The 15,383-nt window shown below is 24.8% G+C and carries 16 protein-coding genes; 14 read left to right on the top strand and 2 right to left on the bottom strand.

The genetic code is table 4. From position 1 onward, the window contains the following. The 7 genes from ACLFP3_RS03065 (at position 1) to rpsT (ending at position 7,384) form a co-directional block, all read left to right on the top strand. The gene (locus ACLFP3_RS03065) at positions 1 to 924 is read left to right on the top strand and encodes an MSC_0622 family F1-like ATPase gamma subunit (protein ID WP_412031487.1); all 924 of its coding nucleotides are present in this window, start codon (positions 1 to 3) and stop codon (positions 922 to 924) included. After that, positions 917 to 1,390 (top strand): MSC_0621 family F1-like ATPase epsilon subunit, encoded by a 474-nt coding sequence (locus tag ACLFP3_RS03070; RefSeq protein WP_412031488.1) that lies wholly within the window; start codon positions 917 to 919, stop codon positions 1,388 to 1,390. The genes ACLFP3_RS03065 and ACLFP3_RS03070 overlap by 8 nt, the downstream gene beginning before the upstream one ends. Beyond that, positions 1,383 to 3,482 carry an MSC_0620 family F1-like ATPase-associated subunit gene (locus ACLFP3_RS03075; RefSeq protein WP_412031489.1) on the top strand — a complete coding sequence of 700 codons (2,100 nt, stop codon included), beginning with the start codon at positions 1,383 to 1,385 and terminating at the stop codon, positions 3,480 to 3,482. Before ACLFP3_RS03070 ends, ACLFP3_RS03075 begins: the two co-directional genes overlap by 8 nt. A gap of 1 nt (position 3,483) precedes the next feature. Then, a complete protein-coding gene (locus ACLFP3_RS03080) occupies positions 3,484 to 5,016 on the top strand; it encodes an MSC_0619 family F1-like ATPase alpha subunit (protein ID WP_412031490.1) in 1,533 nt (510 codons plus the stop codon). After that, on the top strand, positions 5,016 to 6,395 hold the full coding sequence (locus ACLFP3_RS03085; protein ID WP_412031491.1) for an MSC_0618 family F1-like ATPase beta subunit: 1,380 nt from the start codon (positions 5,016 to 5,018) through the stop codon (positions 6,393 to 6,395). The genes ACLFP3_RS03080 and ACLFP3_RS03085 overlap by 1 nt, the downstream gene beginning before the upstream one ends. A 146-nt stretch (positions 6,396 to 6,541) precedes the next feature. After that, complete coding sequence (locus ACLFP3_RS03090) at positions 6,542 to 6,919, top strand: nuclear transport factor 2 family protein (RefSeq protein ID WP_412031492.1); 378 nt, start codon at positions 6,542 to 6,544, stop codon at positions 6,917 to 6,919. 204 nt (positions 6,920 to 7,123) lie between these two features. Then, positions 7,124 to 7,384 carry a 30S ribosomal protein S20 gene (gene rpsT / locus ACLFP3_RS03095; RefSeq protein WP_412031493.1) on the top strand — a complete coding sequence of 87 codons (261 nt, stop codon included), beginning with the start codon at positions 7,124 to 7,126 and terminating at the stop codon, positions 7,382 to 7,384. Positions 7,385 to 7,447: 63 nt separating this feature from the next. Here the strand turns inward: rpsT and leuS are convergent, their stop codons facing one another. Further along, positions 7,448 to 9,856, bottom strand: a complete 2,409-nt coding sequence (leuS, locus tag ACLFP3_RS03100; RefSeq protein ID WP_412031494.1) for a leucine--tRNA ligase — start codon at positions 9,854 to 9,856, stop codon at positions 7,448 to 7,450. 52 nt (positions 9,857 to 9,908) lie between these two features. Beyond that, positions 9,909 to 10,844 carry a hypothetical protein gene (locus ACLFP3_RS03105; RefSeq protein ID WP_412031495.1) on the bottom strand — a complete coding sequence of 312 codons (936 nt, stop codon included), beginning with the start codon at positions 10,842 to 10,844 and terminating at the stop codon, positions 9,909 to 9,911. Between the two features lie 147 nt (positions 10,845 to 10,991). Here ACLFP3_RS03105 and ACLFP3_RS03110 point away from each other — a divergent pair, with 147 nt between their 5' ends. The 7 genes from ACLFP3_RS03110 (at position 10,992) to ACLFP3_RS03140 (ending at position 15,373) form a co-directional block, all read left to right on the top strand. Further along, positions 10,992 to 11,648, top strand: a complete 657-nt coding sequence (locus ACLFP3_RS03110) for a hypothetical protein (protein WP_412031496.1) — start codon at positions 10,992 to 10,994, stop codon at positions 11,646 to 11,648. A 3-nt stretch (positions 11,649 to 11,651) separates the two neighbouring features. Further along, positions 11,652 to 12,632 (top strand): aspartate--ammonia ligase, encoded by a 981-nt coding sequence (locus ACLFP3_RS03115; protein WP_412031497.1) that lies wholly within the window; start codon positions 11,652 to 11,654, stop codon positions 12,630 to 12,632. A gap of 130 nt (positions 12,633 to 12,762) precedes the next feature. Continuing rightward, complete coding sequence (locus ACLFP3_RS03120) at positions 12,763 to 13,212, top strand: hypothetical protein (RefSeq protein ID WP_412031498.1); 450 nt, start codon at positions 12,763 to 12,765, stop codon at positions 13,210 to 13,212. Beyond that, positions 13,205 to 13,999: a F0F1 ATP synthase subunit A gene (locus ACLFP3_RS03125; RefSeq protein ID WP_412031499.1), complete on the top strand. Its 795-nt coding sequence runs from the start codon at positions 13,205 to 13,207 to the stop codon at positions 13,997 to 13,999. Before ACLFP3_RS03120 ends, ACLFP3_RS03125 begins: the two co-directional genes overlap by 8 nt. Positions 14,000 to 14,029: 30 nt before the next feature. Next, the gene (locus ACLFP3_RS03130) at positions 14,030 to 14,302 is read left to right on the top strand and encodes a F0F1 ATP synthase subunit C (RefSeq protein WP_412031500.1); all 273 of its coding nucleotides are present in this window, start codon (positions 14,030 to 14,032) and stop codon (positions 14,300 to 14,302) included. Between the two features lies 1 nt (position 14,303). Beyond that, on the top strand, positions 14,304 to 14,834 hold the full coding sequence (locus ACLFP3_RS03135; RefSeq protein ID WP_412031501.1) for a hypothetical protein: 531 nt from the start codon (positions 14,304 to 14,306) through the stop codon (positions 14,832 to 14,834). Further along, positions 14,834 to 15,373 (top strand): F0F1 ATP synthase subunit delta, encoded by a 540-nt coding sequence (locus ACLFP3_RS03140; protein ID WP_412031502.1) that lies wholly within the window; start codon positions 14,834 to 14,836, stop codon positions 15,371 to 15,373. The genes ACLFP3_RS03135 and ACLFP3_RS03140 overlap by 1 nt, the downstream gene beginning before the upstream one ends. Positions 15,374 to 15,383 lie beyond the last annotated feature (10 nt).

The following is a 15,383-nucleotide window of genomic DNA, read 5'->3' on the forward strand; positions in this document are numbered from 1 at the left end:
ATGCACTTAAAAGATCTTGAACGCAAAAAAACAAATTTAGATAATGTTAGAACCAAATTAAACAATGACAAAAATATTCTTCTAATTAACATTATGAAGTTAACAAAAAAAATGTCATTTTATATTGAAAATGCTATTTTAAATAAAAACCTTATCTCTTCAATTAATACTAAATACGACTTGAATAATTCACTGATTGAATTTGATAACAAATTTTTAGAAAATGAAAAGATAAGTAAAATTAAAAATCTTTTTACTAAAGATAAACAACTTTGAGTTTATGTTACTGAGGTACAAAAATATTCCACTGACTCATATTCTCGTTATGAAAAGAAAATTTTATCAATGACAAAAAAGGCTCATGCTGATTTCATTGCTATTGGTGATAAAGCTTTAGAATTTTGCAAAAAAAATAAGTTTAACATATTGCTAAATATTAGTGAAAAAGATCGTGATGATGAATTGGCTTCTTCACTTGTACAAATAGTTAAAGCACTTTATACTGAACTAAATTATAAAAAAGTTTTCTTTGTGATTAACACTAACAAAAGTTATGATGAACCATTCCAAATTCTTCCACTAAAAAGTTTTAATCTAGAAAAACTTGTAAATATTGATGAAACTAAAAATATTATTGATATTACTGACTTTAAAATTTACCCAGACATTGAAAAATTTATTGATGCCCAAATTAATATTTTTCTAGAAAACTCAATTCACTCTTTAATTATTGAATCTTCATTTTACAATGCTAAAAACAATTTAGTAATTAATAATAAAGCAAATAAAAAATTAAATGAAGAAATTACTAAAGTAAATAAAAAATTACAAATGGCTAAACGTGAATTAGAAGTTGAAGAAATTGTGATGTTAACAAGAAAAAATAAAACAATTCTTGATAATGGGGAGGCAAAAAATGAGTAAAATGATCGAACAATCAGGTTATGATGTAACTATTAGTTTTATTACTAAAAAAGATCTCCATTTAAGAAATGTTTTAATTTATTTAAATTTAAATAATGAAAATAACTGAGAATTAATAAAAACTAATTTACTTGGTAGCTATGACAACACAATTATTAAAGTGTATGATATTGACCAAGAATTTGAATGATACATGTTTTTAAAAAATGCAAGTATTTTTGTTAAAGATGATGAAATTAAGATTAATACCTTCTCAAAATTTAATAGCTATATTAAAGCTAAAAACAAAATTAATATTGATCAATCATTAAAAGATATTTCAAAAGAAATTGAATATTATTCAGCAAAGCAAAATTTTGGTTTAGTATTTGATCAATTTATTGAACTAAACAAATTAAAAAATGAACAATATCAATTAAAAATGATCCAAATACTTAATTTAATGAAAGGAGGTAATCATGAGTAAGAAACTTAAATTATTGATGTCCCTTTCTTTAATAGGAAGTGGAACAATACTTCCCACCATCGCTTTAATGAGTGCTGATCCTAAAATTGATCCTAACTTTGATAAGTTCAAAGAAAAAGCTGAACAAGATGTCAAAGAAACAATAAAAGAAGCAGTTGATAAAATAATTAAATTTTTAGAAGAAGAAAAAGAAAAAGTAGATAAAACTGAAATTAAAACTCCTAAAGATATTGAGAAAAAAATTTATATAGAACAATTAGTAAAATACTACACAGCAAATAAAGACAAAATTAAAGAAAAACCAGAAGATTATGGGTTTAAAATGTTCTTACCTTACGCTATTTCAAAACACAAAAAATTAATCGTTGCAAAAGTTGAATACAAGGGAAAAGTATATGAAAACATTAAGGTAAGTCAAGAAGAATTTGAAAAATTAAAAGAAGCAATTAAACCCGATGGCAAAATTGAAAAACTAAAAGAAATTGATAATGTTCTTTCAAAGAAAAATTTTGATGAAATCTTACAAAAATATACTAGTGACTTGTTAAAGAAAATTAACAATATAGTCTATCAAGAAGGAGATATTCCTAATTTAAATTTTAGATTTGAATTCAAAGATAATAAATGACAATTAGTTTATGATGAAAAACCAAAGGATTTTAATTCATGAGATGATTACATTAAAAGTAAAGTTGTACCAAGATTTAATGAATTTGAATTAGGCCACAACCAAGAAGCTGAAATTAAAGGTGATGAAAAAGAAGAAAAACCCGAAAAAGTTCCTTTAGTTCCTGGTGATAAACCAAAACCAGTTACTAAGGAAGATATTGATAGTTTACCTTCATTAAATCCTTTAATTGATCCAGATTACACTAAAAAAACTATGGAACAACTAAAAAATGATTTTAGTTTAGCAAATAGTGAAAAAATGTTTTTCTTTAATAACCCGGTAAATACACGTTATTTATATAAGGTTGAAGAACTATCAATAGAAGGTGGCAAACTAATAGCTAAAATTACTATAGCTGATAAAGTAAAACCAGATCTTAAGAGAAATTATAAAGTTGAATTAAAAATTGATAACTCTGAAGAATTTAATGCTGAACAAGTAGTTTTAAAAGCTCAAATTGACGAAATTAAATCAATATATAATAAATTTTTCAAGAGCTTAAATTTAGATGACAAAATTGATTATGATGATTTAGGTAATGATAATTTACAGCAAACTTTATTCAACATGGTTGATTTAGCAACAAAATTAGTAAATATTGAAAAATTTGGTGAACCATTTAAAAATGCTTGAAAAGCACAAACAAATAATTTCAAACAACAATTAGTTAAAAGTAAAGATAAAGCAAAAATTACAAATTTAGCTAGAGAAGAAATTAAAAAATTATTCTTAAGTGCTTTACTTAACTCAAAATTAACTCTTAATTATGAAGTTTATGACAAAGATAAACCAAATCAAAAAGATCAAGTCAAAGAAACATATGATTATTGAGCATCAATGGCAAAAGCTTTTGAAAGAGTAACGCTTCAATTTGCTAAATCATTAAAAACTAATAAGGCAATTATTGAAAGCAACTTTAAAAACAATAAATCAACTAAAAATCAAACACTTAAATTATCAGTTTTAGAAGATTTATATGCAAAAATCGAAAAAGATATTTTTAGATTAAAAGGAATTGCATCAGAAAAACCTATATCTTTAGATAAATGATATGAAAAATATATTGAACTAATAGGTAAAATAAAAAATGAATTTAATTTACTTAGAGATTTAGGAACAATAAAAAATCTTGATGTAAAAACCCCTAGAGAACTTGTTGCATTTAAAGAAGCATATGATAAAGCTCAAACAGAACTTACAAATTTATACATATCACAAAATAAACTAAAAATAATATTTGGTTCAATATTAATGACAATAAGTTTAATAAGCACAATTATGAACGTTGCTTTCATGTTAATGAAATATAAAACTAATAAAAAGAGAAAAATAATAATAGTATATGCATTAATAATAACAATTTCATTAATTTTAATGATTTCAGGCATAACATTATTAACATTAGGAATAAAAGGAATATAAAATGGCACGTACAACAAACCCCAAAATTAGCGCAATATTCGATTATATTATTGAAGTTGAAGGAAATTTTCCCTATGAACAAAGACAAATGTTCACAGCAAAGAAAAATTCTGACATTAAAATGATTTTGATTAGCGCAACTCAAGATAAAGCATACTTGCTTTCAAATAATGAAAATAAATCATTAGCAATTGGTGATGAAATTGTTAAATCTAAAGTTAAAAGTGAAGTATTTACTTCTCCATTACAATTCGGTAATGTAATTGATATTAATGGTAACATCATTTTACCTTCAAAAGAAGAAGTAAAACCAGATAAAAATGATTCTTATAGTCCAATTTTTAGATTAGCACATAATCTAATGACTGTTAAAACATTAAATGAACAATTATATACAGGAATTACTGCTATTGACTTATTAATCCCAATTGGAAAAGGCCAACGTGAATTAATTATTGGTGACCGTCAAACAGGAAAAACTCATATTGCATTAAATGTAATTATTAATCAAGCAAAAACTGCTACCAAATGTATTTATGTAGCAATTGGACAAAAAAGAGAAAGTATTTCAAGAATCTACAACACTTTAAAAGAACATGATGCTTTAAAAAATACTATTATTATTGATGCACCTGCAACTAGTGCATACGAACAATACTTAGCTCCATATATTGGTATGGCACATGCTGAAAACATTTCAGAAAAAGAAGATGTAGTAATCATTTTTGATGACTTAAAAAAACATGCAAATATTTTCCGTGAAATTGCATTACTAACAGATAAACCAGTAGGAAAAGAAGCAATGCCCGGAGATATGTTCTTTGCTCACTCACAACTTTTGGAAAGAGCAGGATCATTTGTTAATAAAAAAACTATTACTGCTTTACCAATTCTACAAACTGTAGATGGTGACATTACTTCATTAATTTCATCTAACATCATTTCTATTACTGATGGTCAAATAGTAACAAGTGCAGATTTATTCTCACAAGGTGTTTTACCAGCTATTAATATTAATTTATCAGTATCTAGAACGGGTTCAAGTGTTCAAAATAGAACAATTACTAAAGTAGCTGCAGAAATTGGAAAAATTTATAAAGAATACAAACGTCACTTAAAATTGGCAATGTTAGATTATGAATTCAATAAAGAAACTTCAATCTTACTTTACAAAGGAAAAATGATTGACAAAATGTTCATGCAAAGAGGATTTTCACTTTACTCATATAACTTTGTTATGTTAATGTCAAAATTAATTTCATGAACTATTTTAAGAGGAATTAAAGACGAACAAAAAGCACTAATGTTTTTAAATGCTTTAATTGACACTAATAAAGAAGCTAAAACTGCTTTTGAAACTATTAAATCATCAGAAAACTATGATGACAATATTTTAAAAAATTACTTTGCATATGCTTTAAAACAATATTCAGATTATTCAAATTTAGGTTGAGAAATTGAATGTGATCATGAATTTATTAATTTTGATAATGATTATTTAAATAAAATTGCAAAAATGTTAGGAGATAAATAATGAAAGGCACAATTATTAAATTTTGATCAGATATTGTAGAAATAAAATTTCAAAAATCAAATTTACCATCTGTTAATCAACTTTTAACAACTCACGAAGGAAAAACATTCCTTTTAGTCAAAAGAGTATTAAATGATACAACTGTTAGAGCAATAGTAATTTATGCTGCAAAAGAAATTAGTATTGATGACAAAGTTATTAATACTAAACAAGGATTTATGGTTCCAGTTGGAAAACAATCTAAAGATAATATTTATAACTTCCATGGTGAACCAATGTTACCACTTAAAGGTATTAAGCCAAAATATATAGAAATGGATTCAGTTATTAATAACGAAAGATCTTTAGGAACTGACCTTCAAATTGTTGAAACAGGTATTAAAGCTATTGACTTTTTCATTCCTATTATTAAAGGTTACAAATTAGGAATCTTCGGTGGAGCCGGTGTTGGAAAAACCGTTCTAATGAAAGAAATCATTTTCAATGTTAATAGAAAACACACTAGCACATCTAATATTTTTATTGGTTCAGGTGAACGTTCAAGAGAAGCAATTGAATTATATAATGAGCTTAAATCATCAGACTTAATGAAAAACTCAGTAATGTACATTTCTAAAATGAATGAAGCGCCTGGAGCCAGAATGTCAATTGTTCCTATTGGAATTACTGCTGCTGAATATTTACGAGACAAAGAAAAAGAAGATGTTTTATTATTTGTCGATAACATTTATCGTTTTGTTCAAGCAGAAAATGAAGTTAGTGCTTCATTAGGAAAAAAACCTTCTGTTGGTGGTTATCAATCAACTTTGGAAAGTGATGTTGCTAACATTGAAGACCGTTTATTTAGAAATGAAAATGGATCAATTACTTCATTCCAAACAATCTTCTTACCAATGGATGATTTAAGTGACCCTTCAGCTGTTGCTGTCTTTAATCACTTGGATGGCAACTTGGTATTGTCAAGAGCTCAAACCGCTAAAAATATTTTCCCAGCATTTGATCCTCTTGCTAGTTCAACTAACTCAATAGATGAAAAAATCTTAGGTAAAAAACACTTTAATGCTATTATTGAAACTAAAAGAATTTTAAAAGCTTATAAAGACCTTGAAGATGTTATTCTTATCTTAGGTTTTGACGAACTTGATGATGAAAGCAAGATTACTGTTAAAAAAGCTTTACAACTAGAAAACTTCTTTACTCAAAACTTCTTTATGACTGAACACTTTACTAAAGCTCCTGGAGTTTATGTATCACTTGAAGACACTATTGATAGTGTTATTAGAATTCTTGAAGGAAAATACATTAAACAAAGTCCAGAAATATTTTCATACATTGGTTCTAATTTAAATATTCCAACCGATGAAGAACTAGGACTATAAAAATTAATTAATATTAAATACAACACTATGAATAACTTTATAGGTTGTATTTTTTTTAAAGTTTTCATTACTTTTATTTATTACAAATTTATAATTAAAAAACTATTTTTAAAATTCAAGGGAGATTTATTATGAAAAATAAAATAATGGAAGTTTTTAACACTTATGCAGAAGCATTATCAAAGGGAGATTTTGCAGCTGTATTTGAAACAATTTCAAACAACATTATATGACATATGGGTGGAGAAGGTCCACTTTCTGGGATAGTTATAGGAAAACAAGCTTTAAGTGAACGTCTAGGTGAATTTGCTAAAAGAAGTAATGGAACATTTAGAGTTATTACAAATTGAGTTGCAAGTAATGATTGTTTTGTTGTTGCGAATGTAGTTTCTTTAGCTGAAAAAGATGAAAAAAAACTAAATAATCCTGGTGTTGATCTATTTAAAATAGAAAATGGAAAGATACAAGAAGTATGAACATTTGCAGAAAAACAATCATTAGAGGATAAATTTTGAGAAATATAAGTTTAATAATGAATACAATTCATAGCAAATTAATAACTTTTTCTACGTATGTTTCTTATATTTTTTCTAATAATCTAAAAATTAAAAATTTGATAAAGTTTTTCATAGAAAAATAAAATTATCAAAATAAAATATAACAAATAAAAAATCGTTTTTTATTGTATAATAAGCAATGCTAATTATTATTAAGCAGGAAAGGCAAAAATGGCAAATATAAAATCAAAACAAAAAGCAATAATCTCTAATGAAAAAGCTAATATTCGTAATTCTGCAATTAAATCATCTGTAAAAACAGCAATTAAGAAGGCTCAAAAAGCAGCTCAAACAAAAGATGCTAATCTAAAAACTTTAGTTGCTAATGCTCACCATGAAATTGATAAGGCTGTTTCAAAGGGTGTTTTACATGCCAATAACGGTGCTAGAAAAGCTAGTCGCTTAGATGCATTTGTTGCTAAAAATAATTAAAATTATCTTTTAAAAATAAATAAAACAACCAATATAATTTCTTGGTTGTTTTATTTTTTCTTTTTATTTGACTATAAAATTAAGAATTTTATTTTCTTTATAAATCGTTTTTTCTATTTTTTTATCACCAATTCATTTAATAATTGTTGGTAATTTTAAAGCATTTTCTATAATATCATTTTCTTTTCAAGTAGGTAGAATTTCTATATCTGCTCTTACTTTACCATTAATTTGTATTCCAATAGAAATATTTTTATTAATTATTTTATTAACTTCTACAAATGGTCAAGATTGATTTTCAATTGGCTTTTCTTTAATAATGAAAAGTAATTCTTCTGCTAAATGCGGAGCAAATAAACTTAATAAAATGGCAAATACTTTTAATGAATAAGTCGAATTAATTTTATTAAGAGATGAAAGATAATTGATAAACACCATCATTTTACTAATCGCAATATTGAATTTATATACTTCTATATTTTCTTGAACTTCTTTAATTAAAATATTTGTTTCACTTTCTAAATCTTTATTAGTTAATGAAATATCAATATTTCCATTCATAAAATAAGTAAATTGATTATAAATCTTATCCAATCATTTTCTTATTCCATCAAGCGATGAAACATTTCATGCTTTAGATTCAACTAACGGCCCCATAAACATTTCATAAACTCTTAAACTATCTGCACCATGTGATTCTACTAGATCATCTGGATTAATAACATTTCCTAATGATTTTGACATTTTTTGTCCATCAGGACCTAAAATTAATCCTTGATTAATTAATTTAGCAAATGGTTCTTTAGTATTAACTATTCCTAAATCAAATAAAAAACGATGTCAAAATCTAGCATAAAGTAAATGTAAAACCGCATGTTCTTGACCACCAATATATAAATCAACAGGCAATCAATTTTCGAATCGTTTTTTTGCTTCGTTAGAATCTAGTGGAGTATAAGTACCATCATTATTTTTTAAAATATAAGCTAAATAATATCAACTAGACCCAGCTCACTGTGGCATAACATTTGTATCATGGTAATATTTTTTACCATTAATAGTAACATTCATTCAACTTTTAATATTTGCTAATGGCCCTTCAGTTGAACCAGATGGTTTAATATTATTTGTTTCAGGTAATTTAACCAATTCTTTAACTAAATAAATATTGTTATCTTCATCAAATAAAACAGGGAAAGGTTCTCCTCAATATCTTTGGCGGGAAAAAATCCAGTCACGTAATTTATAAGTTACTTGTTTTGATACTGATTTTTTTTCAAATAATTTATCATAAATTGCATTTGTAGCATCTAATATATTTAAATCATTGGCAAAATCACTATTAATGTGAATGCCATCTTCTAAATAAGGTAATTTGTCACTTTTAATAACTGGAATAATGCTTAAATTAAATTTTTTAGCAAATTCATAATCTCTTTCATCATGGGCAGGAACACACATAATTGCGCCTGTGCCATGACCCATTAAAATATAGTCGGATATTCAAATTGGAATTTCTTCATTAGTTAAAGGATGAATAACATAAGACCCAGTAAAAACACCTGTTTTATTTTTATTAAGTGAAGTTCTTTCAAGTTCATTTTTTGTTTTGGTTTCTTCTAAATATTTTTTAACTGAATTTTTATAGTTAAAAGTTGTTAATGAATTAACCAATGGATGTTCAGGACTTATCAAAATACAACTAACGCCAAAGATAGTGTCAAGTCTAGTTGTAAAAGTTTTTATTATTTCATTTAAATTTTTAATTTTTCAATTGACATTATGTCCTTTACTTTTTCCTATTCAATTTGTTTGTAATAATTTCAAACTTTTAGGTCAATCAAGGTCATTTAATCCTTCTAATAATTTTTCAGCATATACAGTTATTTTTAAAACTCATTGTTTCATTGGTTTTTTAACAACTGGGAAATGCCCTCTTTCACTAACTTTTTTATTATCTATTACAATTACTTCTTCGTTTGCTAAAACAGTTCCTAATCCTTCACATCAATTAACGTCAATTTCTTCAATTTTAGCTAAACCTTGTTTGTATAATTCTTTAAAAATTCATTGGGTTCAATAATAAAACTTTGGATCAGTTGTATTAACTTCTTTATCATAATCATATGAAAAACCTAGTGATTTTAATTGTCTTCTAAAATTATCAATGTTTTTTTCTGTAAAAGTCGCTGGATGATTACCAGTTTTTAAGGCATATTGTTCTGCTGGTAATCCAAAAGCATCCCATCCAATAGGGTGTAAAACATCAAAACCACATAATCTCTTATACCTACTAATAATGTCTGTTGCTGTATATCCTTCTAGATGACCAACATGAAGTCCTGCACCAGATGGATAAGGAAACATGTCTAAAATATATGCTTTTTTATTATGTTTTTCTGTTGTTTTAAATGATTTATTTTTTTCTCAGAAATTTTGTCATTTTTTTTCAATTATTTTGTGATTATACATAGTTTTAATTTTACCTTAAAATAATTTAACCTTTATATTAAAAAACTTGTTATTAGTTAGTTTCATTATTTAATGTTGTTAACTCTTCTTTGTTTGCTAACTCATTATTTTTCATTAATTTTTTTCTTTCAATTTTTCTTCTAATAGCACTTTCAGTTTTTACTAAAGCTAAAGAAAAACCTCAGAAAATTGTATAAAGTAAAGAAGTTCCAATCAAAGTAAATGGAATATATAATAATGTTATTGATCAAGCAGGTAATTTTTTAAGTCAAGGTATGCCACTAACAAAAGCTGATGGAATTCTATGAGACATATTAAATAGATTAGGAAAATAAGTGGTTTTATTAGCTTTATTTAATTGATAAATTATTTCATTTCCCATAATAATTAAGCTATATATGATAATAAAAATAATTGTAGATCACATAAAAGTTTTTCAATTAAATGGCACTACTTTTCTAATTGAACTTCAAATACCCAATACAAATAAAATACCATGATAAATCATTGTATGATTAGAAATAAAAATGTTTTTTGTGAAAACATCACCAGGATAAAGCATCACAAACAATCCACTTCATAAATTAAAGATAGTTAAATATGATAAAAATGCTTGATTAGTTTTTTCATACTTATTGGGTATAAGTAAGTAAATTGGAATTATATATAATGGCATAGAACAAAGTTGCAATGGTATTGCTTCTCCATGTTTATGATAATCATTAAAGTTTTTGCCTGCTACATATATTTGTTTCAATAGTTCAATTGTAAAAAGAATAATTCAAAATCCTAAATAAATAAATTTTGTCTTAGTTTTAGTAGGATTTTTAAAAATAAATATCATTGCTATTGCAATAACTATAAAAATAGAAAGTCAAGTCAAATGAAATCATCCATATGCGGGTGGCACATTAGCAAAAGAGTTTTTGTCAAAAAAATTGAACAATTTATTTTCTATCAAACTTTTGTTTATAAAATCTAAAGGCATGTTAATTTTCCTAATATAAATCATGTTAATTTAGTACATTAAATTAATAATAAATTTTACATTGTTTAAAAAATCTTTATTAAACTTAATATAGAAATAATTTTTTTAAATTAAAAAAAATAATGTTTAGTAAAATGTTACTTTGAAATGTTAATTAATAAAAAAAATACTAAGAAAAATGAAAAAAGAATTTTTACTATTATTGGCTTAACTCCAATTGTTACTATACCATTAACAACAATTTCTTGTTTTGAAGGGTTTGGTGACATTAATAAACAAAATGAAATCAATAGATTAGCAAAAGAAATCACATTTGATATAAAAAATAAAAACAACATTTTTGCCTCTGAAGCAAAGGAAGACCAATTAATTAATAGCAATAAAAATGATGATTATTTAGTAAAAATTACCGAAACAAAAACTGAAAATAATATTTATTACGTTAAATATTTTTTGCAAGAAAAAAACTCTAATCGCAAAAGTGAAGAATTTATTTATGAAATTAGAGGTTTTAAAGAATTAAATAAAAGAGGAGAATTGACTAAAGAAAAATTGAACAAATTTTTAGAGTTAGTAAAAGTTTCTTTAAAAGAAGAAAATTTAACAATTGATGAAATTTTAAAACTAGGTCAAAAGGCTTTAAAAGTTGAAAACCTCTCAAACGAAGTTGATTTTTATGCAAAACTAACAAAAATTGATGATGAAAAAATAAGAGTTGATTATGTAGTAGTAGACCCAAAAAATAAGAAAAACTATTCAGACCCTAAATTTGTTATTTTACAAGTTAAAAAGAATGCAGCATAAGTTATGAAAACTAAAAAATTAAATTTAAAAGATACCCAATATGCTATTGATAAATTAAAAACTATTTTTTCTATACAACTTGCTAAAAAGCTTAATTTAACTAGAGTAAGTGCACCTTTATTTTTAAAAAAATCAAGTGGTTTAAATGATGGATTGGCAGGTGAAAAACCTGTAAGTTTTTTAAGCAAAGATATTAATGAAGAATTAGAAATAGTTCATTCACTTGCTAAATGAAAAAGAGATGCTTTATTGAAATATGGTTTTTCTATTCATGAGGGAATTTATGCAGATATGAATGCTATTAGAAAAGAAGAAATTCTAGATAATATTCATTCTATTTATGTAGATCAATGAGATTGAGAATTAATCATTAATAAAGAAGAAAGAACAATAAATTATTTAAAGAAAATCGTTAGAAAAATTTATTCAGCATTAAAAAATACCGAAAAAAATATAAATAAAATTTACCCCATATTAAAAAATAAATTAGCTAAAAATATCTTTTTTATAAGTTCAAATAAATTATATGATTTGTATCCAAATGAATCTCCTAGTAAAAGAGAATATTTAATTGCTAAAAAATATAAATCGGTATTTATTTACCAAATTGGAAATAATTTACCTGATGGAATTCCTCATTCAAAAAGAGCTAAAGACTATGATGACTGAATGCTAAATGGTGACATTATTTTATATGATGAAGTTAATGATAATGCTTTAGAAATTAGTAGCATGGGTATAAGAGTAAATAAAGAAAGTTTGATTAAGCAATTTAATTTACCTGAAGATAAAATTAGTGCTATTAGTCCATATCACTTTAAAATAATTAATAATATTTTACCATTGACTATTGGAGGGGGTATTGGTCAAAGTAGAATTGCAATGTTTTTATTAGAAAAAGCACATATTGGTGAAGTACAAGTTAGTGTTTGAGATGATAAAAATATTGAAAAAGCCAATGAAAATAATATTATTTTGCTATAAAAACAAGGAAATTCTTTTTCAAAAAGATAAATCTTGTTTTTTTATTTATAAGAAAAATAAAATGAGTTTTTTAGTTTTTTGTCTTAGTACTATAATTATTAATAGGTTTTTAACCGATGAGTTTAATAAAATGAAGGACATTATAAGTAAAAGATTTTGAGTGCTTGTGGTTGTTTTAAATATAATAACAACATTAATTTATATTGGTTGTAGTGTATGAAAATATCAACTATTATTAGGCAACCTAATAGGCATTATAAGTTTTTTAATATTTATATTTGTAATTAAACTTATATTCAAAATTGTTTTTGCCAAAAAAGAAAACAAAAGTGTTAAATGAGTTAAAGGAGTAGCAATAATTTTAATTTTGCTAACAACTTTTTTTAATTTACTTTTTATTTTAATGATTTTTGGCTTTAACTACTTATATAAAACTCATATAGATGTAAATGGTAATTTAGCTTTTAATTTGTTTAACATAATTACCTTTACAACACCTTATTTAGTATTTACTATTGCTTGTGTAATTGAAAGCATTTGGCAAATAAAAGATCAAAGGAAAGGAAAAATTAATGGATAGAATATTTAAATTACATTGATTTGGAAATAATGAAATAACTGAAAACCAAATTTTTACTATGGCATTTTTAATAGTTATTGTTTTTGTCTTATCAATTTTAATTTTCATTGCCGTAAAAAGGCAAAAGGCAAACAAGACGCCTAATGCTGCGATTTTAATGGTTGAAAGTATGATTACAAAAGCAGATAACTATGCTAGTGATTTAAGCGAAAATCGTTTAGATAAAGCTAATCCTTTTTTTATTTCTTTATTTATTTTTCTTTTTTTTGGGAACTTGCTTTCATTATTTGGCCTTGCACCACTTGGTAGTGCTCTAAGTGCAGTTTTAGCAGCAACATTTGTTGTTTGATTAACAACAATGGGACTCAATTTAATTTATCAAAAATTTAGTTTTTTAATTAAATTAATTAACCCATTAGAAGTTGCAGGAAACTTTTCACCTTTAATCAGTTTAACATTCCGTATGTTTGGAAATATCGTTGGTGGAGTGGTTTTAATAACTTTACTACACGCGTTTTTAAATAACATTTGAATAAAAATTATTAAAGTAGATGGAAATAATCCACTTGCAACAATTAATCCTGCAGGAATTTTAATTACTCCATTTTTAAATTTATATTTTGATTTATTTGCTGGGGCAATACAAGCATTTGTCTTTATGACATTGACGATCTCTTATTGAATGCAAGCTGCTGAAGTAAGTATAAAAGAAAAACACAAGAAGAAAATCAAGGAATGGAAAAAAGAAGTACTAAAAAGAAAAGAAGCACGATTAAGTGCAAATTAACTATTTTAAAATTTTATTAAGGAGAAAATTATGGAAACAATCGTTCAAGGATTTAATATTGCCAATGCAAATGCTCAACCATTAGCATATGGTTTAACAATGATAGGTGCAGGACTTGCAATTTTAGGTTCAGGTGTAGTTTCACTTGGACAAGGTATTGCCGTTGCTAAAGCTGTTGATGCTATTGGACGTAATCCTGAAGCACTTTCTAAAGTTCGCTCAGTTCTTTTAATTGGTTTGGCCATTGTTGAAACTGCATCAATTTATTGTTTTATTATTTCACTATTATTAATATTTGTTTAATATGAATCAAATTGTTTTAAAAGACATTAGTGAAGAAATTAACAAAGCCTTCTCAGGTTTAACATTTAATTGACCTTACTTTGTTTTTTCTTTACTAACATTAGGAGTATTAACTCTTTTAGTTACATTACTAGTATATAAACCAATAAAAAGAATGGTAAAAGAACGTCAAGATTTTATCCAAAATAATATTGACGAATCAATTAAAGCTAAAGAAGAAGCATTAAAAGCACAAGAAAATATTGATAAACAAATATTGGATGCTTCACATCGTGCTAATGATATTTTAAATGACGCAAAAAGTGAAAGTGAAAGAATTATTAGTCACGGAAGTGAAGTTGCAAATAAAAAAGTTGAATTAATTTTAGAACAAGCACACATTTTAACTGAAAAAAATCAAAAAGAATTCGAAAAAAATCAAAGAAAAATAATTATGGAAAATGCAATTGAAATTGCCAAAAAAATTATCAAAAGAGAAATTAAAGACGCTGATAATTTAAAAATGATTAAAGAAGTAATTGAAGAAAATTAATGAAAGAATTAAATAAAATTATTTACAATTGATCATTTGCATTGTTTGATTTGGCCGAAGAGATTAAACAGTTAAAAGAAATGACTAATGAAGTTTTAGTAATTCACAAAACATTAAAAAAGAATAAAAAATATTTAAATTACATTGATTCATTTGACATTGATTTAGAAGATAAATATGAAAAAATTGATCAAGCATTTGGATCTTACAATAAATATATTATTAATTTTATTAAATTAGCAATTAAAGCACATGTAGCAAAATATTTAACAATAATTTTTAATAAATTTATTGAACTTTCTAATAATAAATTAAATGTTAAATATGGCATTATTTATAGTATTAATCCATTAGAAAAAAAAGAAATTAAAATTTTTGAAAAACAACTTTCAAAAAATCTTAATGCCGAAGTACATTTAGTTAATGAATTAAGAGAAGAATTAATTGCGGGAATAAAAATTAAAGTTGATGACTATATTATCGAAAATTCAATAGAAGATCAACTACAAAAACTTGAAAAATATATTAATAAACACTAATAGAAAGGGG

It is taken from the genome of Metamycoplasma buccale, from assembly GCF_046774455.1.
GTDB lineage: Bacteria > Bacillota_I > Bacilli_A > Mycoplasmatales > Metamycoplasmataceae > Metamycoplasma > Metamycoplasma buccale.